This window comes from Clostridium sulfidigenes (assembly GCF_052067195.1).
Classification (GTDB): domain Bacteria; phylum Bacillota; class Clostridia; order Clostridiales; family Clostridiaceae; genus Clostridium_J; species Clostridium_J sulfidigenes.
On the sequence record NZ_JBQHQR010000021.1, the window covers coordinates 21,220 to 45,128 of the forward strand.

The 23,909-nt window shown below is 29.9% G+C and carries 28 protein-coding genes; 27 read left to right on the forward strand and 1 reads right to left on the reverse strand.

Annotated features, from left to right (window positions below; translation table 11 throughout):
• The first annotated feature begins 24 nt into the window (after positions 1-24).
• The 13 genes from ACTNBA_RS17815 (at position 25) to ACTNBA_RS17875 (ending at position 15,605) form a co-directional block, all read left to right on the forward strand.
• A complete protein-coding gene (locus tag ACTNBA_RS17815; protein ID WP_441075622.1) occupies positions 25-519 on the forward strand; it encodes a hypothetical protein in 495 nt (164 codons plus the stop codon).
• A 936-nt stretch (positions 520-1,455) separates the two neighbouring features.
• Entirely contained in the window at positions 1,456-3,246 is a 1,791-nt protein-coding gene (locus ACTNBA_RS17820; RefSeq protein ID WP_441075623.1) for a hypothetical protein, read from the forward strand.
• Positions 3,247-3,755: 509 nt separating this feature from the next.
• Positions 3,756-6,581 carry a type IV secretory system conjugative DNA transfer family protein gene (locus tag ACTNBA_RS17825; protein ID WP_441075624.1) on the forward strand — a complete coding sequence of 942 codons (2,826 nt, stop codon included), beginning with the start codon at positions 3,756-3,758 and terminating at the stop codon, positions 6,579-6,581.
• A gap of 13 nt (positions 6,582-6,594) precedes the next feature.
• Positions 6,595-7,467, forward strand: coding sequence for a replication-relaxation family protein (locus ACTNBA_RS17830; protein ID WP_441075625.1), 873 nt, complete (start codon positions 6,595-6,597; stop codon positions 7,465-7,467).
• A gap of 89 nt (positions 7,468-7,556) precedes the next feature.
• Entirely contained in the window at positions 7,557-7,742 is a 186-nt protein-coding gene (locus ACTNBA_RS17835) for a type II toxin-antitoxin system HicA family toxin (protein WP_441075626.1), read from the forward strand.
• A gap of 61 nt (positions 7,743-7,803) precedes the next feature.
• Positions 7,804-8,208, forward strand: a complete 405-nt coding sequence (locus ACTNBA_RS17840) for a type II toxin-antitoxin system HicB family antitoxin (protein ID WP_441075627.1) — start codon at positions 7,804-7,806, stop codon at positions 8,206-8,208.
• Between the two features lie 78 nt (positions 8,209-8,286).
• Positions 8,287-10,353: a type IA DNA topoisomerase gene (locus ACTNBA_RS17845; protein ID WP_441075628.1), complete on the forward strand. Its 2,067-nt coding sequence runs from the start codon at positions 8,287-8,289 to the stop codon at positions 10,351-10,353.
• Positions 10,354-10,375: 22 nt separating this feature from the next.
• Positions 10,376-10,966, forward strand: a complete 591-nt coding sequence (locus ACTNBA_RS17850; protein WP_441075629.1) for a metal-dependent hydrolase — start codon at positions 10,376-10,378, stop codon at positions 10,964-10,966.
• An 18-nt stretch (positions 10,967-10,984) separates the two neighbouring features.
• Positions 10,985-11,158 carry a hypothetical protein gene (locus tag ACTNBA_RS17855; protein WP_441075630.1) on the forward strand — a complete coding sequence of 58 codons (174 nt, stop codon included), beginning with the start codon at positions 10,985-10,987 and terminating at the stop codon, positions 11,156-11,158.
• A 70-nt stretch (positions 11,159-11,228) separates the two neighbouring features.
• The gene (locus ACTNBA_RS17860) at positions 11,229-12,269 is read left to right on the forward strand and encodes a DUF4417 domain-containing protein (protein ID WP_441075631.1); all 1,041 of its coding nucleotides are present in this window, start codon (positions 11,229-11,231) and stop codon (positions 12,267-12,269) included.
• On the forward strand, positions 12,242-13,681 hold the full coding sequence (locus tag ACTNBA_RS17865) for an amidoligase family protein (protein WP_441075632.1): 1,440 nt from the start codon (positions 12,242-12,244) through the stop codon (positions 13,679-13,681). The genes ACTNBA_RS17860 and ACTNBA_RS17865 overlap by 28 nt, the downstream gene beginning before the upstream one ends.
• A 72-nt stretch (positions 13,682-13,753) precedes the next feature.
• Positions 13,754-15,007 (forward strand): DNA cytosine methyltransferase, encoded by a 1,254-nt coding sequence (locus ACTNBA_RS17870; RefSeq protein ID WP_441075633.1) that lies wholly within the window; start codon positions 13,754-13,756, stop codon positions 15,005-15,007.
• 13 nt (positions 15,008-15,020) lie between these two features.
• Positions 15,021-15,605, forward strand: a complete 585-nt coding sequence (locus ACTNBA_RS17875; protein WP_441075634.1) for a hypothetical protein — start codon at positions 15,021-15,023, stop codon at positions 15,603-15,605.
• A gap of 89 nt (positions 15,606-15,694) precedes the next feature.
• On the opposite strand, the gene ACTNBA_RS17880 is transcribed toward ACTNBA_RS17875, so the two are convergent.
• The gene (locus tag ACTNBA_RS17880; RefSeq protein ID WP_441075635.1) at positions 15,695-15,913 is read right to left on the reverse strand and encodes a hypothetical protein; all 219 of its coding nucleotides are present in this window, start codon (positions 15,911-15,913) and stop codon (positions 15,695-15,697) included.
• A 174-nt stretch (positions 15,914-16,087) separates the two neighbouring features.
• On the opposite strand from ACTNBA_RS17880, the gene ACTNBA_RS17885 reads away from it, so the two are divergent.
• The 14 genes from ACTNBA_RS17885 (at position 16,088) to ACTNBA_RS17950 (ending at position 23,807) form a co-directional block, all read left to right on the forward strand.
• A complete protein-coding gene (locus tag ACTNBA_RS17885; protein WP_441075636.1) occupies positions 16,088-16,945 on the forward strand; it encodes a ComEC/Rec2 family competence protein in 858 nt (285 codons plus the stop codon).
• Between the two features lie 128 nt (positions 16,946-17,073).
• Entirely contained in the window at positions 17,074-17,454 is a 381-nt protein-coding gene (locus ACTNBA_RS17890; RefSeq protein ID WP_441075637.1) for a hypothetical protein, read from the forward strand.
• 58 nt (positions 17,455-17,512) lie between these two features.
• Positions 17,513-17,800: a hypothetical protein gene (locus tag ACTNBA_RS17895; protein WP_441075638.1), complete on the forward strand. Its 288-nt coding sequence runs from the start codon at positions 17,513-17,515 to the stop codon at positions 17,798-17,800.
• 159 nt (positions 17,801-17,959) lie between these two features.
• Positions 17,960-18,226, forward strand: coding sequence for a hypothetical protein (locus ACTNBA_RS17900; RefSeq protein ID WP_441075639.1), 267 nt, complete (start codon positions 17,960-17,962; stop codon positions 18,224-18,226).
• A gap of 90 nt (positions 18,227-18,316) precedes the next feature.
• Positions 18,317-18,511, forward strand: coding sequence for a hypothetical protein (locus tag ACTNBA_RS17905; protein WP_441075640.1), 195 nt, complete (start codon positions 18,317-18,319; stop codon positions 18,509-18,511).
• A 159-nt stretch (positions 18,512-18,670) separates the two neighbouring features.
• Positions 18,671-18,937 carry a hypothetical protein gene (locus ACTNBA_RS17910; RefSeq protein ID WP_441075641.1) on the forward strand — a complete coding sequence of 89 codons (267 nt, stop codon included), beginning with the start codon at positions 18,671-18,673 and terminating at the stop codon, positions 18,935-18,937.
• A gap of 37 nt (positions 18,938-18,974) precedes the next feature.
• Positions 18,975-19,109 (forward strand): hypothetical protein, encoded by a 135-nt coding sequence (locus ACTNBA_RS17915; protein WP_441075642.1) that lies wholly within the window; start codon positions 18,975-18,977, stop codon positions 19,107-19,109.
• A 211-nt stretch (positions 19,110-19,320) separates the two neighbouring features.
• Positions 19,321-20,019: a DUF2786 domain-containing protein gene (locus tag ACTNBA_RS17920; protein WP_441075643.1), complete on the forward strand. Its 699-nt coding sequence runs from the start codon at positions 19,321-19,323 to the stop codon at positions 20,017-20,019.
• A gap of 131 nt (positions 20,020-20,150) precedes the next feature.
• A complete protein-coding gene (locus ACTNBA_RS17925; protein WP_441075644.1) occupies positions 20,151-20,855 on the forward strand; it encodes a hypothetical protein in 705 nt (234 codons plus the stop codon).
• Between the two features lie 53 nt (positions 20,856-20,908).
• Positions 20,909-21,703, forward strand: coding sequence for a hypothetical protein (locus ACTNBA_RS17930; RefSeq protein ID WP_441075645.1), 795 nt, complete (start codon positions 20,909-20,911; stop codon positions 21,701-21,703).
• A gap of 2 nt (positions 21,704-21,705) precedes the next feature.
• The gene (locus tag ACTNBA_RS17935) at positions 21,706-22,731 is read left to right on the forward strand and encodes a nucleoid-associated protein (protein ID WP_441075646.1); all 1,026 of its coding nucleotides are present in this window, start codon (positions 21,706-21,708) and stop codon (positions 22,729-22,731) included.
• A 16-nt stretch (positions 22,732-22,747) separates the two neighbouring features.
• Positions 22,748-23,128 (forward strand): hypothetical protein, encoded by a 381-nt coding sequence (locus ACTNBA_RS17940; protein ID WP_441075647.1) that lies wholly within the window; start codon positions 22,748-22,750, stop codon positions 23,126-23,128.
• A 22-nt stretch (positions 23,129-23,150) separates the two neighbouring features.
• A complete protein-coding gene (locus ACTNBA_RS17945) occupies positions 23,151-23,342 on the forward strand; it encodes a hypothetical protein (RefSeq protein ID WP_441075648.1) in 192 nt (63 codons plus the stop codon).
• A 48-nt stretch (positions 23,343-23,390) separates the two neighbouring features.
• Positions 23,391-23,807 (forward strand): hypothetical protein, encoded by a 417-nt coding sequence (locus tag ACTNBA_RS17950; RefSeq protein ID WP_441075649.1) that lies wholly within the window; start codon positions 23,391-23,393, stop codon positions 23,805-23,807.
• The last annotated feature ends 102 nt before the right edge of the window (positions 23,808-23,909 follow it).

The window sequence follows — 23,909 nt, forward strand, 5'->3', positions numbered from 1 at the left end:
AGGAATTTATGTAAGGAGTAGATTATGATGAATGAAGGTGAAAAAAGGAAAAAAGTATATAAACGGGGAGATGTAGTAACCTTCAGACTTTTAAAGAAACAACAGTATAGTGATGATGTCCTGGAATTGTTAAATGAAGCCAACAAGAGTGATATATTAAATATAGAGATTATAGAAGCATTAAAGATATATTGTAAATTTAAAAAAGGAACATTAAAAGAGGATATAGCTGCAGATAAAGATACAGATTATGAAGAAGATGTATATAACGAAGTATATGGCATAAGCACAGCTGAGTTAAGTGAAGAAGAGATATTTGCAGATAAGAAGTTAGATGTACAAAGTAGTACAAGTAGTTCTTATGATGAAAGTAAAAATAAAGTAATAAATTTAGAAAGATACTCTTATTTGAATGAAAATAATGCAGCTGAAGAGTTATTTGAAGAGCATAAACAAGAAGATGAAGAAGAAAAAAGTGGCTTAAACAGGGCATTTAAAAGTTTAAGAAGAAATTTTTAAAAAAAGTTTTCGACAAATAAATATAAAAAAAGTGTAATACACTTTTTGAAATTAAGAAAATGTTGATTTTACTATGTTTTAATAGTATCAATGAAAAAGTGTATTACACTTTTGTTATAAATTTAACGAAAGTGTAATACACTTTTAAGAATAGTGAGAGACGCTGATTTTAAAGGGTTTAAGAGTAAATAACACAAAAGTGTATTACACTTTTGTTATAAATTTAACGAAAGTGTAATACACTTTTGGAAAATGAGGATTTTTTTAGAATAAAATCCGTTGAAACCCAGCAATAGCCCCAAAAAAAGTGTAATACACTTTTCGTAAAGCTAGATATAGCAAGGGGTTTGAGGTTTACAGGAAGACTTGAACTTATAAAAAAAATATTGTAAAATAAGGGCAAGAAAAAAGATGCATTACATATGAATGCATCTTAAAACAAAATAAAAAGAATAAGAACCAAATTAGTTTAGTATTTTAGTACTTTAGTTTAGTACTTTAGTATAGTTCTTAAAATAAAACAAAGGGCTATACTGAACAACCAAGTATATCAAGTGCGCCAACATTTGATATAAACACGTTACCATCAACAAACAAAAATTCGATATCTCACCATCAAATTAATATGTGTTATTGTTCATACAACCCACTAAATAAAAATATTCTTAAATGTCATTGAATATCATTTAAAATATTTTTTATAGTTCTATGACTTTAGGATATCATATTGATATTCTAAAATCAAGAGGGTTATTGAACTAAAATTGTGCATGTTTCGGTGCATTTTTGACATGGTTTAGATGCAAAAGTGAACTGTTTTTGACACATAAAAGATAGATATTTGAATGGTATTAGAGGATATTGTGACTGTTTGTTGCTGTATCCTCTTTTATTACGCCAATATTTAGATTAAGTAGAAAGAAGGTGAGACTAACCATGGGAAACTTAATAAAAGATTTTTGGACATATGAGTATAAAGAGAAAAATTATTTTGGAATATTAGAAGTAATAAAAGGTGATGATCTAGCACAAAATAGAGTTGAGAAAAAGTATGAGACTCACATAGAAAGAGCGTTAGATTACACTATAAAGCATGATACATTAAGTCATATGAGTATCCAAACATATTGTACATGGTTAAAGGACAAGCCTTCTAGAGAAGAAAACGAACAAAGATATTATCCATTTGTTTTAGAATTTGAATCAAGAAAAAAGAAAGAGTATGAAGAAGTTCTTCTGGAAGTGGCTACATATGTAAAATATTTAACTGCAGAGATGTCTATAAATAGAAATGACATAATTGTAATGATTAATAATTCTAAATCTATATATGTTTTTGTTAATCCTAAAGTTTACGCTGCTAAGCCAGATAAAGATTTACATAAAATATATTATAAAATGTATGAGCATTTTAAAGCAGAGCTTGGCTTGAAATATGTAGATGAATCTATAGTATCTTCAAGTTATAAGTTAATGAAAACACCAAACACATATTACAAAGGTGGATACTTTGTATGGATTGAAATAGAAGAGCTTATGCAATTACTTATAGGTTCTAAGACAAAAGAAGAATTAACCAGGAATAAGAGAAGTTTAAATAGAGATGTACCAGGCATAGTATCAATGAAGGCTGCTAAGCTTTATAGTAATGCATTTAAGACTGTTAAATATGGATATAAACCTAATAATGATGAGAGTACAAAGGAATTTATATGCAATGGATCATGTGTTAAGTATCTGCAAGAACATATGATTGAAAAAGGATTTAGGAACTTTGGGCTTGTTAGTGTTGCCATATATTTAAAGTCTTTAGGATATACAAAAGATGAAGTTAAGAACAAATTAACTGAGCTTGGAAGCCAATGGAATCATGATGAATCCGATAGAGCTATAAATGCGAAGGTTAACTCTGTATTCAGGAAGAATTATAAATTTAGCTGTAAATATGCCCAGGGAGTTTTTGCTGATATGGGTATAGAAAACATGTGTAAAAATTGTCCATATAATAAAAAGAAGAATGCAGCTAGAGCTATAGGTGGTATAGAAATAGATGCTAGTATAATAAATTCGCTTTGGAGCAATAAAGCAGCAACAAGGCATTATTTACTATACCTTGAATTAGTGAAAAAGGAATTATTAAATAAGTCATTCATACCTTCAGAACAAGGTATCGATGAAAGAGCTTTAAGAGAATTTTGTAAATATACTGTTTTAACAAGAAGGAAAACAGGAGATGAGGTATACATAACATACAACCCTTCAAAGAGGGTATATAGGCTTCCTAACGAGTTTATGGAAGAGACAGTAGGTAAACTAGGTGAAACAATAAAACAATACCTTAGATTGTTTGTTAAAGGGTATAAAGCAAATGATAAATACATGATAATAAGAAGTTCTATAGAAACTCTTATGGATGATCTTAATTATAAAGATGCTGGATCTGTATATAGACTTTTTAGAAAATTAAAAGACATTGGATTATTAAATCATTTTAGTAAAACAAGTACATTAACTTTATATTATAGCAGTTACAAGATCGTTAATATTAATGATGCAAAGGAAGCCTCTCATGAGGACCAGGAGCAGTTAAAAGTGGTGGGTGAACAACTTAGTATTTACGACTTAAAAACTAGTGATTTTAAGTGTGATAATGTTGTAAGTTTTGAGAATAAAAATAACATTATTTTATATCGAGGATCACCACCATCACCAAAAAATCCAGGGTGAAATTAACCTGGATAAAACAAAATTAACACGATTTAGCCACAAGGATTTATGAAAAAAAGCACCCTAACCTTTGTAACCAAGCGACTTTTGTAGTCGCAAATTTTAGCCATAATATATTAATTATCTTTATATCCTAACCCTGCAAGATAGGGCATAGCCTATTGCATATTACAGTACCTGTATCTATGCTTTGTTCTTTCCTTGTTTGGCTACGAGCTAGGCTAGATTTTAGGGAGCGAAAAGTGTATTACACTTTTTTATGGACGTTAGAATTACTAGGGATTTTTAGAGGGTGACTTTTGAGGTGCTGGTTACAAGACTTCTTTACTTTTAAATACGTAAAACAAGTCTTAAATAAATTATATACCTAAAAACAAGTTTTAACGGTCTTAGATTTTTATTTAGGATAGCTGTAGGCTTCTAGGAGGGGGGCGGACTTTACTTATACTTTTAGTTTCATACAACCATATATATTATATCCATGAATATCAAAAAGGAGTGATTAGAAGATGATGAAGAATTTAGACCTAAAGGTCATAGCAGAACATGGGGGGCAGTTATTAAAATATGCTATTCCAGTGGCCGTAATTTTAGCAGTAGTAGGGGTGTGTTATTTCGCTGGAGTAGCATTGCTTTACTACGTACATGATAAGCGTTTAGAAAAGCAATCTGTACTTCTTAAAGTACTTCCAAAGGGGGGAGTAGATATTAAAGAAACAGAGCAATTGATAAAGAATTTACATTCAATGCTTTTAAATACTAAGTTCAGAAAAATTAAATATGGTAGGCCATTTATGAGTTTTGAATTGGCTGCAAAGCAAGGTAAAATGAATTTTTATATTAAAGTTCCTGTGGATATGAAAGACCGAATTGTGGATAGAATCTATGCAACGTATAAGGATATTGCAATTGAAATAGTTGAAGATTATATTCCTGAGGATAAGCAGCCATATTATACTTCTGAGCTAGTGTTAGGGCTTCATCACACATTGAAGATTAGGACCAAGGCTCAACATGATATAATAAATTCAATACTTTCAGGAATGAAAGATTTAGGTAAAAATGATTTTAATGGGGTTCAAATCATCTTAAGACCTATTGATAACTCTTGGCAGATAAAGGGCCGAAGAGAATTAGCAAGGTTTGAAAGGGATGGAAAGAGACCAGGAGAAAAAGATGGTATGGGTGGTAAGCTTAGTAATCTAAGAGATAGTCTATCGAGTCAAGTGGATGAGATGTTAAAGCATGAAGGTATTAGAGTAAATATATTTAATGGTGATAGATCTAGTAGAAAGACCAGGTTGGAAAGAAGAGAGATTGTTGTAGCATCTGAAAAGTTAACAGAGCCAGGGTTTGAGGTTGTTATTAGGATTGTGGCTATGGGTAAATATCGTAAGGGAAACACTGCAAGAGTCAAAGCTATATCTGCAGCATTTAATGAACTGGATGCTGAAAATAGGTTTAAGAAGGATCTAGTTTTAAATCAAGGTTATCTGTTAAGCCAATATAGAAATAGAAGTCCACATTACCAGGATAAAAGTAATATACTCACACCTTCAGAATTAGCTAATTTCTTTTTAAGATTACCAGGAGAAGAACTTTTAGAGAAGTTCGGAGAAATTGAAAAAGTAGCTATAAAAGAGTTTGAGGCTCCACCAGAAACAGAAAGTTCAGGAAAAGGTGTGGTCTTTGCTAAGAATACGTATAAGGGAAATGAAAAGGTAGTGGAAATAAAAGATAAAGATATAGTAAGACATGTTGTTATTCAGGGTAAAACTGGATCAGGAAAATCTGAGTGGATGAAGACAGCATTTTTAGATCATATCAAAAAAGGGAGAGGAGCCATGGTCCTTGAACCTCATGGGAAACTTGCTGATGAACTTTTAGAGATAATTCCTGAAGACCGCCGAAAAGATGTCATAGTATTTGATTTATTTAGTGATCATCCTTGGCCATTTAACTTCTGTAAAGTTCCAGATAGAGAAAATGGAATTTTAAATCAAGAACAGCTTATGCAAAAGACTTTGGATGAAGCAATAGAAATTTTTAAAAGGGCATTTTCTGATGTATGGTCAGAAAAGAATGAGTTTTATATTACAAATGCAATTAAGGCGATAATGGAGACTGGACATACCATGGTAGAACTACCTAGAATGTTTTCAGATAAGAAATTCAGAGATTCCATAATACCAAAACTAAAAGATCCTAAGGTAAAGAAGTTTTGGATAGATAAATTTAAAACTAACGCTCAAGGTAAGATAGATGCGGCAACAGAGTCTACAGCTCAATCAGTAGAATACAAATTAGAGAAATTTTTAAATTCTAAGGAATTGGTAAGAGCATTAGGGCAAGATGATTGTATAGACTTTAAGGAAATACTAGACAATAATAAAATAATTATTTTTAAGTTCTCTAAGGATAGAATGTCTAAAGATAGAATTACTTTCTTAGGTGGAATAGCAATGAAACTATTAATAGTAGGGGCATTTGCTAGAGATAAGAGTATGTGGAATATACCATTTACAGTATGGATTGATGAGGCTCAAAACTTTATAAATGAAAGTATAAAAGATGTTTTATACGAACTTAGAAAATATGGAATAGGATTAATATTGATGCACCAAGAACTAGAGCAGATGAAAGAGGTACCAGGACTGATTAATGCAATATATAATAACGTAGGTACTAGTATAACTTTCACTGTAGGGGATATGGATGCACCTTTTTTTGCGAATAAATATGGTCCGAGAGTAGATGCTGATGATCTTAAGGACCTTCCATCAAGATATGGATATTGTAGATTATTAGTTAATGGCCATACTACTGATACTTTTAATATATATTCCCTGGATAGACCAGAAGCATCTACCACCGAAGATGCTGCTAACTCGGTAAGAGAGATTTTAGAATATAATAAAAAAGGGAAAATGAGTATCGATGAAATCGATGAAATGATAGCTGAGAGATTTGCTGGAGAAGATGTAGTATTTGATGAAGAAGAGCAGCAATTTGCTGTAGAACTAAATGATGCTGATGACAAGAATGAGGGTTTTATAGTTAAGGACCAGGACCACAGAGATTTAGAAGAGATTGATAACTGTGTTGAGGAAGTAGATGATGAAGAATTAATGGATACTTTTAAAACCAAAAATACTGAAGACAAAAGTAACATAAAAAAATCCTGTTGGAATGAAGATTCTATGGACACAGGCAAGGGCTTTTTCAAAGAACCAATAAAATGTGTTGAAGAACAAGAAGATGAAGAACTATTAGATATTTTTAAGGTTAAAAAGACTGAAGATAAAAATAATACAAAAAAATCTTGTTGGGATTAGAAAGGTGAGACATATGGGTAAAAAGAGTAAAGAAAGAATAGATCCTATGACAGTTGATGAAAGATTTATTTTAAATTTTAAGTTTTCGTCATTTCAGAGAGAGGTTATAAAACTAATTTATGAGATGAGAGTTTTAAGCACATCTCAAATTGCAGTAATAAAAGGTATTACCGCCGAATATGTAAGGAAGCAGTTAGCTGTATTGTATATGAATGGATTTGTATATAAAAGATTAGAGCAACAGAACATAGGAGAAGGAAGAAAAGAAACCTTCTGGATGCTTGATAGGGGCGGAGCATTGTTTATTGCAGGTTCATATGGCATGAGCGTAAAAAGGCTTAATTGGGATATAAGAAGTAATTTAATTAATTTTGAAAATTTATCACATTCACTAAAAATTTCAGAAGTTAGAACTATTTTAGAAGCAGCTGCCAGATCTAAAGGACATAAGATCGAGAGCTGCTTTTGTGATAGGCATTTAAACTATGAATTTAAAAACAATGATGTCAAATATTCATTGAAGCCAGATTTATATTTTATTTATAATGATGGACAAAAGAAATATCAATATTTTTTTGAAATAGATATGGGGACCATGGCCATTAATGGTCCCCAAAGTAGAAGTTCTGTATTTACTAGTAAAATACCTCGTTATGAGACATTTAGGAGAGTCAATGAATGGAAAAACTATTTTGATGTATATCCTAGAATAATATTCTTAACTAATACGAAATCAAGGGCATTATACATGGCACAATCTGTTAGGGAAGTTAAGGAGACTAATTTAGAATTTTTAGTAAGTACATTTGACTTCTTTAATGAAAATCCACTAGGAGATATATACAAAAGGGTATCTGATGACTCAGTAACTAACATGTTTGAATAGTTCATTATAAAAAAATAAAAACTTTAAAAAAAGTATTGAATACGTATAATACGTATGATATAATATAAATATAGAGAGGAGGTAAGAAGGTGAATGCTAAGGAAATAATTAAACAAGCTAAAGAAAAAGGTTGGGAGATAAAAAGCCAAAGAGGTTCACATGTAAAACTAATACATAAGGAATTAAATAAAACAGAAATAATTCCTTATCATGGAGCAAAAGATATACCTACAGGAACATTAAATCAAATACTCAAGAAGTTAGGGCTTAAATAGCCCTAGCTGAAAGAGTTATATATAGATTATAAATATATAAAAGAAGGAGGAGTAAAAAATCATGTATGAAAACAACTATATCTTTCCAGCAGTAATCAGTTTTCTTGGTGAAAAAGATTATAATGTTCGATTTTTAGACTTTGAAAATATAACAACTTGTGGAGAGTCATTAGCAGATGCCTTTGATGCAGCTGAAGATGCACTAAAGTTAGAGATATTCGACCTATATAATGATAAATTAGAGATACCAGAATCTTCGGATGTAAGTAATATTAAAGTTGGAATCGATGAAACTTTAATACTTGTTAAAGTAAACTTAAAAGAAATATTAAAGCAATATGATAATAAAGCTATAAAGAAAACTTTAACTATACCATCATGGCTTAATAAAATGGCTGAAGATGAAAAGGTGAATTGTTCGCAGATATTACAAGAGGCTCTTAAGGAAAAATTTAATATAAATTAGGTAATATAACTGAAGTTTATCATGAGAAAGAGATGTCATTAATGGCATCTTTTTTTTATTAAGATAGGAGAGTGAAATATGGGCATATTAAATAAATTTTTAGAAAAAACAAAGATATGTGTAATTGCAGAAAAGTATAGTGTAGCTGTAGAGTATGCTAAAGCATTAGGATGCAGTAAAAAGGATACTTACTTTGAAGGTGATAAATACGTAATTCTATGGACTAATGGACATATTTGTACGTTATATCAGCCAGAAGATTATGATGAGAAGTTTAAAATATGGAAAGTTGAAGATTTACCTATCATACCAAACGGATTTTGGATTAAGGTTAGACCAGGTAAAGGACAAATTCTAAATTCAATAAAGAAAATTATTGAGAGGCAGGAGATAACCGCCGTTTGTATAGCGACAGATTCAGCCAGAGAAGGAAATCTTATTGGTGAATATACGTTAATGGCCATAGAAAATAAAAAGAATGTATATAGAGCTATGATAAATGCTTTAAATGAAAAAGAAATTAAGGCTGGATTTAAGAATATGAAGGAAGATAAATATTATAAAAATATGACTTTGGCGGCTCAAGCAAGGGATGAGATTGACTGGTTACTAGGAACTAATTTAAGTAGAGCATATTCAGTTATATATGGCAAAAAATATTACGTTGGTAGGTGTAAGACTGTATTATTAAATCTTCTATGTAAAAGAGAAGAGGAAATAAATAATTTTAAACAAAGCCTTAGTTATGGGGTAATAACTAAGTTTAAAAATGATAATTGTGAATATGCTGGAAGGCTTAATTATGCTTTAAAATCAGAATCAGAGGCTAGAAGCATAGTAAAGGATATATGTAATAAGCAAGGGAAAATAGATTCAATCGATAGAGATATTAAGAGTATCGAACCAGAGAGTTTATATAATCTTAATGACTTAATAAGAGCTGTTAACCGCCGATATGGATATGCAGCAGATGAAGTATATGATATAGCACAGAAGTTATATGAAGAACATAAATTAATTAGCTATGCCAGGACAGATTCTAGATATATTAAAAAGAGCATGATAAATGATGTAAAATTGATAGTAAATTGCATAAATATTGATAAATTTAGCATGAAAAAAAGTGATATAAATAATATAGAGAGATTTATTAAGAGATGTGTTAATGATGAAAAAGTGATTGAACATACAGCAATCATACCATTAGAAGTGGAATCTCTTGAAGAAAAATATAAATTGCTTAGTACAAAAGAAAAGAATGTTTATGACGTAATAGTAGAAAACTTTCTAAATAATTTCCTTGAAAATTATGAGTATGAAAGCATAGCTTTTTTAACAAAGGTTGAAAACTATACTTTTATAACAAGGCAAAATAAAGTTATAACTCATGGATGGAAGGAAAGAAAAAAACAGGATAAAAATATAGTAGAGGTTAAAGAAGGTGAATATGTTAATGTTGAGGACTCTGTAGTTGAGAAAAAACTATCTAAACCTAAAGAGAGATATACAGATGATACATTATTTGAAGTTTTAGAAAATCCAGCTAAATTCGTTGAAGATACTAAACTTAAAAAGATATTAAGAGAAAGTGGTATAGGCACTAATGCAACTAGAGCTCTTCTTTTAAAGGACCTTATAATAAATGGATATGTTACTAGACAACAAAAATATATTATTCCAACAATACCAGGAATAGAGCTAGTCAAAGACATAAGAACTGATAAACTGCTAGAGCCTTTTTTTACAGCGGTAATAGAGCAGCAGTTACAGCAGATTCAGGATGGTGAACTAGATAAAGATGAGCTCATTAAAGATACTATTAAATTTTTAGAACGTCACATTGAGGAACTAAAGAGTATAGTTATTCCTGATAAAAATAATGATCCTATTGGTAAGTGTCCAATTTGTAAGAGAGGAAATATCGTTAGAGCGAAGGATAAAGGTTATGGCTGCACTAATCTAAAGAGTACAGGCTGTAGATTTTTTATTTCAAAAGAGATTTTGGGAACATATATTGATGAAAAACAAGTCAAAAATCTTATAGAAGAAAAGCAGACTGATGTACTTAGATTTAAAGGTTCTAAAGGCGAGTTTTCAGCAAGAATTATTTGGAATGGAAATAAAACTCAATTTAAAAAATTTTAGGGGTAGATTGGAGAAGATTATTATGATGAAGAAAACACATATAATTACAGGAGTTACATTAAGCAGTGCTGCAGCTGCAGTAGGTGGAATAAGTATAACACCTATATTTATTATAATGGCAGCTATAGGTTCTATATTTCCTGATTTGGACCATCCTAAGGGGGCATTAAATCAAAAGGTTTTATTAATTAATAATGGTGCATTTAAATTATTAACTTATCTAGCATTAGCCGGATTAATGTACTTTTATGGACCTAAATATATTGATTCAAAGCTTATTATTTTTATGGTGATAATATTGGCCACAATTGGTTTTAGTAGGCATAGGAGTGTTACCCATAGCTTATTTGGAGCAGTATTCATGGCAGTATTTTTATATGTATTAAATTCTTTATATGGTATTAATATAATCATTCCATTTACTTTAGGGATTATGACACATATATTGGCGGATATGTTTAACCCAGAAGGGGTAGAGTTATTATGGCCATGTAAAAAAAATATAGGTTTTCCGATAACCGTTTCTACTGGAGGAATAGGAGAAACAGCAGTATGCGGTATTTTTATAATTATTACTGCTGTTATTTGGTTAAAGGAATTTAACTTGATATAAGAGGAGTAGAGGTATGTTATGACAAATAAGCAGGTAGATTTTCCAGACATCCAGGAGTTTTTAAAGATTACAAGGAATTACGTTAGACAGCTTAAAATAGTGAAAAAAAACAGAGTAAAAGATGAGTATACACAGCAGGTAATTAACAATTCTATAAAAGCTGTAATCCAGGAAAGTCAAAAATACATTTAATAACCAGGTGGTATATGGATAGAGCTATAGAGTCTAACATATACCGCTGATTGTTTTAAGGAGGATTTATTTGAGAGCAATATGTAAAGTTAGATGTGATAAGTGTCTTTTTAATGTACGATGCGGTGGATGTTCTATGTGTGAAGGAGCAATATGCAGTGAGTCTTGTAATAAGTGTGCTGCCATTTGTCCAAAGAGAGGAAGTTCGGTAGTCCATCTAAATCAAATATTAAAAGAGGACGTGAAACTAATGCCTAATGAAAAATATAATTTGTCATACCATATCCCTGTACTTCCAGATAGATTAAATTATAAAGTAAAAGAAGATTTATTAAAGACCATAGGGATCAGAGGAAATAATTTTCTATCTAGAAATGGAAAAAAGATTAGAAATATATATAGTAAGAATGGATTTAACAAAGCTTTAAATGTTGAAAGTAGTGTAAAAGGGATTCTTCAGTTCTATGTAAAGGATAGGATTTTAGAATGCATTTGGGACAATAGATTAGGCTTATATAAAGAATTAGCAGAACAAGACTTTGAAGCAATAATATCACCTAATTTTAGCGTTTATGAAGATGCCCCAAGAATGGACCATATTTACAATATTCAACGTAGTATAACTATTTATAATGAGATGAGACAAGCAGGTATAAGGGCGATACCTGATGTTTCATGGTATGGATTAAAAGATTTAGAGTTATGGATAAAGATGATAAATGAGAGTGAAATAAAGACTGCAGCATTTTCGTTTCAAGTTGTAGATGTTAGGTTAAAAGCATCGAATGCCTGGAAAAATTACTTAGCAGGATTCAGATATTTATGTAGTCAGATTTCAAAGAATGTAGATTTTATAATTATAGGTGCATCTTCAGCTAAGAAGGCAATTGAAATAAGAAGAGCAGCAGGGGAAAATATTAAATTATATTTTCTAAACCAGTCTGCTTATATTCAAAGTCAAAGAGGAATGTATTCTGGAGATAGGTCCCGGGACATAGTTACCCCAAAAGAAAAATTACTTGAGAAAAATATAATATATTTTAATAAGTTATATAAAGAAATTAATGAGAATGGGGTGATTGAATGCCAAAAGGCAGAAGAAATAGTATAGCAACAGGTGGAGGTGGAGGTAGCAGTATATCTGCAGCAGCGACAAACTTTCAAGGCTCTGATAATACTGCCGAACAAATAAATGAAAGATTGAGGGAGGCTGAGACTGTTAGAGTTCAGATTAACTCCAGATCAAGAAATCAATTAGAAGATTTAGAAGTCACATTTTCAGATACTCCTGGTATGGCTCATGTACGTTCTGGAAGCGGAAATACATATAGCGTGGATCATATAAATGGAGGATGTACTTGTATGCATCATACCATGAGGGAAGAGCGTTGTAGGCATATGGATGCTGTAGATATGGCAATGGGACAGGTAATAGATAGGCAGAGAACGGGTAACAACATAAATGCTATAGAGAATTTAGTGGAATCAGATACCATAGAAGAAATTAATAGAAATGAAATTATGGTAGACCAGGAAGATGATGAATTTTTTTATTTAGATAATGAAGAAGAGTTTGAAAGAAAACTTAGAGATGGGGTTAATGTACCATATGAGTATGAAAATGTGTTAAATGGTTCTGATGTAACATTTGGTATTGAATTAGAATTTGTTGGAGGTGATGCTGATGCAATAGCTAGAGATCTATATAGAGAAGGTATATGTGCTTTTGATCATAGAGTAAGTTATCACGCTCGTTCAGTTGAAGGTAAGTGGAAATTAGAACGTGATGGAAGTGTATCAAATGGAAGTCATGGGGGGGAACTTGTTTCACCGGTTTTAAAAGATACTCCTGAAACATGGGAAAATATAGAGAAGATTTGTAAGATAGCTAAAAGACATGGAGCAAGAATCGATGATAGGTGTGGAGGACATGTACATATAGGAATGGAGCCACTGGATACTGCAAGGCAGCGGTGGAGAAGATTTTTTAATGTCATGTCTGGATATGAAGAATGCATTTATAGAGCTGCAGGTGGGGATGAAGGACAAATAAGAAGTGGACATAGACATTATGCAGAATCCTTTCAACATAGAGCAGATTATGGTTCGAGCAGAAGAATAAGACTAGAAAGTATAGATGATGTTAGAGATCTTGCAGAGGATGTTAGTCAGAGAAATAGATATTATGCATTAAACTTAAAGAATGTAGCTGAAATGGGTAAGCCAGATACTGTTGAATTTAGGTATTTCAATGGTTCATTAAATGCAAAACAAATACAGGCAAATGTAAAGTTATCTGCAGGGGTAATGATGGCTGCCAGAAAATGTAGAACAAAAAATATTAATTCTATAGGTTATGAAGTTTCTGATGCATTCAAAAGAAGAGGAAAGTTACTTAAGAATCCTAATAATACAGCTAGTAGAAGTAATAAGAAAATAGCTGAATTTTTAGATGTTATATGTACAAGGAAAAGAGATAAGGATGCACTTTTGAATGTATTCGCTAAAAATATATGGAGATAGTAAAGAATTAATCAAATTGAATTAAATATCAGAGAGCGGTATAATGCAGATTACATAAAGGGAGTTGAAAATTTGGGTTTAACTTTTATTGATTTTTTCAGTGGAATAGGTGGGTTTAGATTAGGTATGGAAATGGCAGGACATAAGTGTATAGGCCATTGTGAGTATGATAAATATGCAAATATGAGTTATGCAGCTATGCATAAGCCGAAGGAGAGTGAATGGTTTGAAAGAGATATCAGAAATGTCAGAGCAAGTGAAGTGCCTAAAGCCGATGTGTGGTGCTTCGGATTCCCATGCCAAGATATTAGTCTTGCAGGAACACGAAAAGGCTTTGAAGGAAAACGTTCAAGTTTGTTTTTCACAGTTACAAGACTTATTAGAGATACAGAAGAAAACTGTAAACCCTCAATCCTATTTATTGAGAACGTTAAAAACTTACTTAGTGTTAACAGAGGGTTTGATTTCGCAAAACTTCTCATTGAAATGGATGAAATCGGGTATGATGCAGAATGGGAAGTACTTGATTCGCAAAACTTCAGAGTTCCACAACACAGGGAAAGAGTGTTCATTATCGGATATCTTAGAGGAAAACGTAGACGAGAAGTATTTCCTATCAGAGGAAATGCAGAAAAAGCTGATATTAAAGTAATAGGTGCTACAGATATAAGGGCATTAATAGAAGGAAGAAACACGAGATCTTTAGTTTTAGGAACAACAGGTTCATGTAGTTGTTTAACTGCAACTGATTATAAAGATCCTAAGCGAATATTGGTTAAAGGAAACTTAGATATACCAGGTCATGAAAGTATGAGAAGAGTATATGATCCAGAAGGAGTAAGTCCAACTTTAACTAGTGCACAAGGTGGAAACACACAGCCAAAGATTATAGCCAGGGCGGTATTAACTCCAGATAGAATAAATAAGAGACAGAATGGAAGAAGATTTAAAAATGATGAAGAACCTATGTTTACTTTAACTGCACAGGATAGACATGGTGTAGCGATTAGAGAAGCAACTAAAAGGGGCTATAAGATAGCCCATGAAGGAGATAGCGTAAATATAAGTTACCCTAGTAGTAATTCTAAAAGAGGAAGAGTAGGAAGAGGCATTGCACATACACTTACTTGTGGTTGTAATCAGGGGACATTGAAGGGGTATAGAATAAGAAAGCTTACCCCACGAGAATATTTTAGACTGCAGGGATGGTCAGATGAATATTTTGATAGAGCTGCAAGTGTATGTAGTAATTCACAACTGTATAAACAAGCCGGGAATGGAGTTACAGTAAAAGTAATATATGAAATAGCTAAAAAATTAGGTTAATGGAGGGGTTAAGATGAGTATTCAAAGAATAATTTACAAAGATGGAGTTGAAGAGAGTACACCTAAATTACCATTTGTTGTTGTAAAAAACGATGGAATAGTCGGAGAGGCTGATTCTATTAGAGGAATAATAAGTATTATAATTCCAGAATATTTGGATGCAGAAGATAGCTTAGATGATTGGAATTTAAGAGTTAGATATGCAAGAAAACAGGCCATGTTTGCATTAAATAGAAACTTAGATATTGTTGTATATGATAGGGAGAAAGGGGTTATAAATAATAACTATGCAGCTGCATCAGACGACGAGGATTATGAAATGCCAGCAGATATTACTAATTTTGAAAAGATATATGTAGATAAAGAGAAAGACTTTATTAAATCACTAGCTAGACTAGGATTTATAAAGTTATTAGAAAGAGATGATATAAATATTTTTTCAAATAACTTAGAAATAAAATGTGATAAATGTGATCATTGTAAAAATGGTGTATGCAATGTATATAATGCAGAGATAGATAAAGTAAATCCTAATTGTGAATCAGGAATTAATAATGTTAAAGAAATACGTGGAGAAAGTTATAAATTTATAGAATAGAAAAAAAGAAATCAAGGTCTTGTTAACTTTCAATACCTTGATTTTTTTTATGTTTAATTGTGAAAATACCGCTGTTTATTGTAGGTTTATTATTTTAGATCATTAAACAGCTCAAGTTGAGACTTTATGTCTTCAGCATATTTTTCAATAACGAGAGCCATGGCTTCGTTCATCACATCATATATGTGGACTTTATTATTTCTTTTTGTCTCAAGAATTGTTGATAATATTTTTACTTTATTATATAAAGTCGCATCTAATTTTATATTAATAGGAACTAAGTTTGTATTTTTAGTTTCATTGGCCATAAAAAATTCACCTCAATTTATTGATTATAGATTTATTATATAGGTAAAAACAAAAAAAGTCTATAAAAACTATAAAAACTATAAAAACATAGTTGACTTTACAAACATAGAAAACTATAATAACAATATAAGGTAAATCTAAACTGAAAAATTAAATGTTAGGGGAAGTTCATAATGAATAAAAAGAAAAAAGTATTAAGTTTATTTTTAACACTAATAATAATTGTTTTAAATATTGTTGGATGTCAGCCAGTAAATAACAACTTAGATTTAAACGATGTAATGATAGTTCATTACATCGTTGTGGGACAAGGGGATTCAATATTAATCCAGGTAAATGATAAAAACTTATTGATAGATGCGGGATCAGGAAGTAGTGAAGACGATGTAGTTAATTATTTAAATAAAAATAATATTAAAAAATTAGATTACGTATTAGCAACTCATCCACATGAAGATCACATTGGTGGAATGGATGAAGTAATAGAAAACTTTGAAGTTGGAGAATTTTATTCTCCTAAAGTAGCAGCCAATACTAAAACATTTAAAAACATGATTAATGAACTTAACAAGAAGAATTTAAAAATTAAGATTGTAGCTGAAGGAATGAGTGATGAGTTTAATTTAGGTGAAGGTGCAGAAGTTGAAGTATATACACCTATGAAGGGATTATATGGAGAATTGAATAATTATTCACCAATAATGAAGGTTTCTTATGGTGAGACATCATTTTTGTTCACAGGTGACGCAGAAAGAGAGGCTGAATTAGAAGCCATATCTAGTGTTGAAAATTTAAAATCAGATGTACTTAAAGTTGGACATCATGGCAGCTCATTATCAACAACAGAAAAATTTTTAGAAAAAGTAGATCCTGAAGTGGGGGTGATAAGTGTTGGAGAAGGTAATAAATATAACCATCCAACAGATGAAACTCTTAGTAGATTAAATGATAAATCTATTAAAACATATAGAACAGACATAGATGGAACAGTAGTTATAAAGAGTGATGGTGAAAATATAATTTCAAAATAAAAGTGACTTCACAGAATAACCCATATCGAATTTAAATTGAAGTAGCAGAGTAATTACACCTATAGAGAATAAAGTGGGTTTAAATTCACTATATGAGAGTTTTAGTTAATTGAGTTAGGAGAATTAAAATGATTAGTGTGAAAATTAAGATAGTTACATTTAAGCTATTAAATTTGATAGTTGTACTACTAAATGACTTTTTAATCAAGGGAATGAAGATAGGAATAGTAATTTATACAACTTTTAATGGATTAAAGAATATAAAAAGTAAATATGGGTTAGGTCTAATTTTTTATTTAATAGGATTGGTCATACTATTTGAAATAGTATCAAGGATATATAAAAAAATAAGACTATATTTGTTTGAGAAGTATAGGTTAGAAAGTTTAGGCATAGTTTTTGATAATAAATTTATAGATTCCAGATCAGTAAGGTTTATGAAAATATTATTTTTATATTTTTTAGCTGCAGGAGAGTTATATAACTTATTAGTTTTATATCCAGTATAAATTAATAATTAAATTTTTAGATGAAGAAGGAGAGAGTTAGATGGATGTTGTGGGGTTAATGAATTTATGTAAAATATCAAGGTTAAATCGTATGCAACTAGATCAGTTGTGTTTATATAATAAAAAACAAAGAAATTTATTAATAACAGAAATTATACTAATAATTACATTTGCTTTTTTAGATAATTCTTTGTTAAGTATACCTATTTCAGTAATTTCAATAGGATGTTTAAGTTTAATTTTATATGAAAGATTAACAATAAAAAAGAAAATAATATCTTTGGTAAATAGAGATTCTCCAATAGTATGTGAATGCAGATTAAAAAATATAACTAGTTCGGTTTAAATAGTGATATACAAAGGAGGAGAAAGGAGACAAGCTATGTTGTTAATAGAATTTTTAAATAAGTACGTATTAGTAAATGAAGATGAAGATTCATCAATATCTAAGGATAACATGAATGACAAAGATGAAGAAAATAAGTAAAAATATGAGGTGTGAAAGATGAGAGTATCTTATTGTTTTAGGTTAGAAAAAGAATTAGAGCTAGGAGAAGAGATTGATACTGGAGAACCTTGCGAATTTTACATGAGGGTATCAGCTGATACTGAAAAAGAAATAGCTGAAGAAGAATATAAGAATCAACATGAAGTTCTAAAAAAGATGATGGCATATCAAATGGAAGTTGATGAAAAATACATAACTCTAATAACAGAAGAAGAATACAGTAAAAATGTTGATGAAGATTATATTAGAAATTCTAGATTATGAAGTAAGAATATTTAGGTGATGATGTATTTGAAGTTACAGATGAGAAATCAGAAGATGGTACTGAATTTACTGTAATTATTCCTGATCTAGATGAAGAATAAGTTTACCATTCAAGAAAAAAGGGAGGAAAATAAGATGGCAGTAATTCTCTTTATAATGCTAGTACTAGTAATTTACATGATGTTTATACTTAAATCTAAGGATGAGAAAAAAGATATGATGTGTTTAGAGAAGTGCAATATGAAGGACTGTAATCATTGCATTGATAAAGAACAATGCAAATAACAGATGTTTAAAATTAGAAGTATTAAATGAATAGGAAGAATAGCTCAAATATAAGAAGTTATCAGATGTAGTTAAGATATTAGAAAGTATTTAGTACACAATTCAAATAGAGTTTGTAGGAAGGAAGAAGTAATTATATTTAAAAGTGAGGAGTAAAAAATGGGTTTGTTCAATAAAATATTTAGAGAAGAAACAGAGGAAGAAAGAAAAAAAGGAGAAGAAAAGTCTAGAGTTATAGCGATGCAAAAAAATTTAAATAATAATATAAGATGTCCTATACCTGGGAATATAAAAAAGGTTAATATATTTACCTATATTGCAGAACATCCTTATATTTTAGAAATATGGGTTTATGTACTAATAGCATTGGTAATAGGTGCTTTTTTATATAGGTTTGGCTATTTTTATATATTTATTAAGTTTTAATTTGTAGATAAGACGAACTAACCAATATAGGGAGGGAATGAAAATCAAGTATCATTTATGTTGCAATCAATTTAAAGGATGTTGGGAAGTGAGAGATGAACAAGAAAAAGTTTTATTCAGTGGATCATTGAGTGAATCAGAATATTATTTAGAAAAGATAAATTTAAAGTAGATGTATCACATAGGTAGAGTGACACCACCTAGAATATTAGGGTATATAGTAGGCTTACAGATGGCTTCAGAACAATTAAAGGCTGCTGAAATTAGTGAATAATTCAAGAAAATTGGACATAATGAATTTTTAAAGTTTCAAGATAAATATAATTTATAATATTTAGCAATTCAAATGCTGTAAAAATTGTGAATATGGGGAGTAGAAAAATATGGACAATATAAAACTAAAAATTCAAAAGCTGTTAGCATTAAGCAAAAGCTCAAATGAAAACGAAGCACAAAATGCTATAATGATGGCTCAAAAGCTTTTATTGAAGCATAAGTTATCTCTAAAAGAGGTTGAAGATTATTCTAAAACAAATATTGATTTAGATAGCTACAAAACAAGCCATAAGTTTAAAGGAAGTAGTTGGAAGTCAAATTTAGGTTCAGTAATTGCAAATAACTTTGGATGTTATATGTATTTAGAAACTTCAAACAGTCATAAAGTTTGCTTTTATGGAAAGAGTGAGGATGTGGCTATTTGTAATATAATGCTGGACTATGCTATAAGATGTATTAATCTTAATGGAGATAAACTTGTAAAAAAAATGAAAAATGATAAACGAAGAAAATACTTTAAAGGGATAAAGAGTGATTATGCATTAGGATTTATACGTGGATTAGAAGAAAGGTTTAAAACACAAGTTGGTTCAAATAAGGAGTGGGGATTACTGCTACAAAAGGAAGAAGTCGTTATAGCAGGATATAAAGAGTTCTCAAGTGGATTTAATTCGATAGATGTTAACCAAGAATTTTATAAATATAATCTTGCGTTTGAGTTAGGTAAAAAAGATGGGAGTTTGTTTGATATATCAGATAAAATTGAAAATGAAGGCTTAGAAGAATTACAAATTTCTAATTATTAAAGTTCATTCAAAAGAATCTTAAATGAAAAGAACTGAATACAGATGTATTCAGTATGATAAGAAAACAAGAGTTAAATACAAATATAAAATGAGATAAGTATAATAAATTAAGCTTAGAAAGGATGATATGGATGGTTAGAAATTTAATTGGAACTGTAAAAGACATTGAAGAGTATAAAGACATAAAAGGGTTAAATTTATTAGTTACACAAATTGGCGAGATGGATCCAATGATTATTGGACCTATTGATTATGAAGAAATAGAACAATTCTATAAGATAAGTTATGATACAGAATTAAAAGAGTTAATTTCAAATAATTATAACTATTGCATATGGTATGTACTTAATGAAAATTGTGAATTAATAAATGAAATAAATATAGATAAATTAGAGAATATAAGGGAAGCAACAGAAGAAGATCTAAAGCAATATAATGAGAATATAGAAAAATTTAAAAATGAACATGGGTACTACAAAATAGAAGAAGAACTTGAAAAAAATCATATTGAAGAGGAAAAATCAAAAACTGAGTTTGAAAATCTAGATAAATCTTTTATAGATATTAGGTATACAGAGGATGAAAAAGGTACAGTTGCAGCAGTAATGTATAAGGGATATGCAGTTCACTATCCAATAAATTCATATGCTAGTGGAGTTTCAATAACAATTCTTAAGGGAAAGTGGAAAGGGAAAATGATTTGTACTTGTAACTTCAGAGAGTACAAATCATTTATTGATAAAATAGTAGAAAAAATAGGAGATAGGCCATTAGAAGAAGATAATTTCAAGGATATTGAAATTGTAAGAGAAATCTTAAATGAAGGTAGATATTAAAATTGTAGAAAATTTGAACTTGTTCAATAGGTATAAAGAAATGAGGTATCAGAATGGCAAAGCAGATTGAAGGACAAGTATCATTGTGGGACATAGAAAGTAGAGATAATTGTATTAAAAACAGTGATATTGGGGTTAATAAGTCATTATCAGAAAACCCTATATTATTTACTAAATTATCAAAGAAAGAGACAAATACTAAAATTGATAATTTAGAAAATACGCTAATTATGACAGGTGAACAACAAGATTTTCTTACTAAAAATTTAATAATGAAAAATGAGAATTTATCTAGATTAATAATACATTGCAGCGGAGGATTAATTATAGAATTAGCAGTTCAAGATTCGTATAAAACAATATGGATTAATCCTAATGGCATAAAGGAATTTGAATATGATAAAAAAGCATCACCACTTCCAATGGATAAAATTATTTATTATAGGAATGATTTTAAAGCTAACGAGATCCAGGAGAAAAAGTTATTAGAAATACAAGATGGATTATTAAAGGTAATAAGACGTAAAGGTGATGAAAATATTATAGCTTTAACAGGAGATAAGGTTATAAGTATAAATAGTAAAGGTTGGGTGCTAGAGTTTAATAATATCAGCGTATGCGAAACTGAAGATATTATTAATAGAAATATTACAGAAGATGAAATTAGAGTAGGGGATAGTGTAGAGCTACAATATGGTGAAGGTACATTTAAGGGTGTTGTGACAAGTATTTACAACAATGGAGATACAATAAATTGCATCTTTGATAATAAGCATAGTGCATTTTATAAGAAGTGTGTAAAAAAATTAATAAACAACAATAAAGAATTTATAGATATGGAGAAGTAAAAATGGAATATATAAACGAAATTAATATAAGTGAAGCAATAATTCATATTTTAGATAACAATTCAGAGGGACCAGTTCTAAACAAATATTCATTAGAGTTAACGGAAGAGGTATATATATTTATTTTTAAGCATATTCAAAGATGCCTAAGAGATGAAGAGCTGAGGTATGCAAAATTCACAGAAGAAAAGAACATTGTTAAAGAAATTGCTTATGAGTACCTAAATGGCGAAAATAATTTAATAAATGTATCACAGGAATTGGCCAAGCAGATGTTTAGATTAATGAGATCAAAAGGGAATATACCATCATGTGATTTGCTTACAGTTGGATTTACTACAGAATATGGACCATTCCTAGGTATATTTAAAATGGATTATATAAAAAGTTATATGCATAACGTAGAATCTATAAATGGAGAGGTAGGAATAAACATAGTACCCCAGCATATGGGACTTCCTTCAAGTGGGGCCAAGATAAAAAAATGTACTTTTATAAAAGGAACAACGACAACAAATGAATATGATTTATTAGTTATGGACAAGCAGAATAAGAAGATAAGTGAAGAAAAAGAATATGGTACTAATTATTTTATAGATAATTATTTGGGATGTAAAATAGTTATTAATGATCGGGATAATACCAAAAACTTTATGAGAGCAACAGAAGGTTTTATTCAAAGATACCTTAATGAGGATGCTATAAAAGCTGAAATGCTTAGAGAACAAGTAAGAGAAAAGTTAATTAATAAGGACAATATAATCATTGAAGATGTAGCAAGTATAATGTGTGATTACAAGGAAAGTTATTTATTACACATGACTACAAATTGTGAAAATGAATTTGAAGTTGATAAAAAATATGTGGAAAAAAAGCTTAAAAAGATAAAGCTAAAAGTTGATAGAGATATAGATATTTCTATAAGTCAGGAAGCATATAGTGACCAAAGTAAGTTTGAGGTTATTAAAAATGATGATGGCAGCATCAACATGGTAATTAAAAATATCCAAAACTATGTAGAGAAATAGGTAGAAGGAGAAAAAGATGAAAGAAAAAATTAAATCTATTGAGTTACTGAAAATACTTGAGAAAAATGAGGTTGGTGCTAATTGGTTTGCAAGAGATAAAAAAGAAGATATAAAACCAGCATTAATTAAAGCATATGAAATTCTAAAAAGAAAAAAATATATTGGATCTATGACTTATGAAGATGAAAAGTCTAGAATGACTCTAAGACAAATACTTTGTGGGAATTCAGTAATAGAAAATATTGAAAAAAATGATTTTTATGGCGCTTATCATGAATTATATGATTGTATTTATGATTTAGGAAATGGTAATAAAAAAGATAAGTATATCTCCGATAATGAGTATGTGTTTTATAAATCGTTAATAATACTTTTTATAAACAAATTAGAAGGTTAAATGGAAAGGGTGAATTATTAAAATGGTACGAGGAATTCAAATAAAAACTTTTAAATTTAAAAATAAACTATGTGATGAAATAGATAGGGAAGTAAATGACTTCTTAAAAAATGTTGTAGATAAGCAAGGGAATATAATAGATGTAGAACCATTAATTAATTATGATGGTACTGTGGTGATGATGACAGTTAAATATGTCGATGGAGTGTATTAAAACGAGAAAATAAAAATTATGGTATGAAGCACGGAAAGGGAAATAAAGATGTTTAGATATTGGCAAGAGAGAAAAGCAAGAAAAGAAAAAGTTAAAAGATTGAAGAGAGAACTGAAGGAAGTAGAAGTAATAAGACATAAGTTATTGGAAGACTATAAATTAAAATATAACAATCGCCTTTATGAAGCAAAAAAAGTTAAAATAATTGAAAGCAATAGTAGTGAAGAATTTGAAAACAAATACAATTCAATAAAGGGAAAGTTTGAAAGAAGAGAATCAGCTATGTATTTAGGAGATTATGACATGATAGGTGAACTTGTAAGGGTGAGATATGGTGAACCTATATATAAAAATGGCATATATTCAGCAATAATTAATTATACAGAGTACGAGCTCGAAGAGGATTTATCGGTGAGAGATTATAACAATGCAGTTAACGAATTAAGAGAGTGTGATAAAAAGTAATATAAACTTAAGGAGGCTATAGATAAAATATAATAGTCATAATTCAGCTATAGTAGATATTCAAAGTGGGAGGGAAATATGGCTAAGTGTAGATCCTGTAGT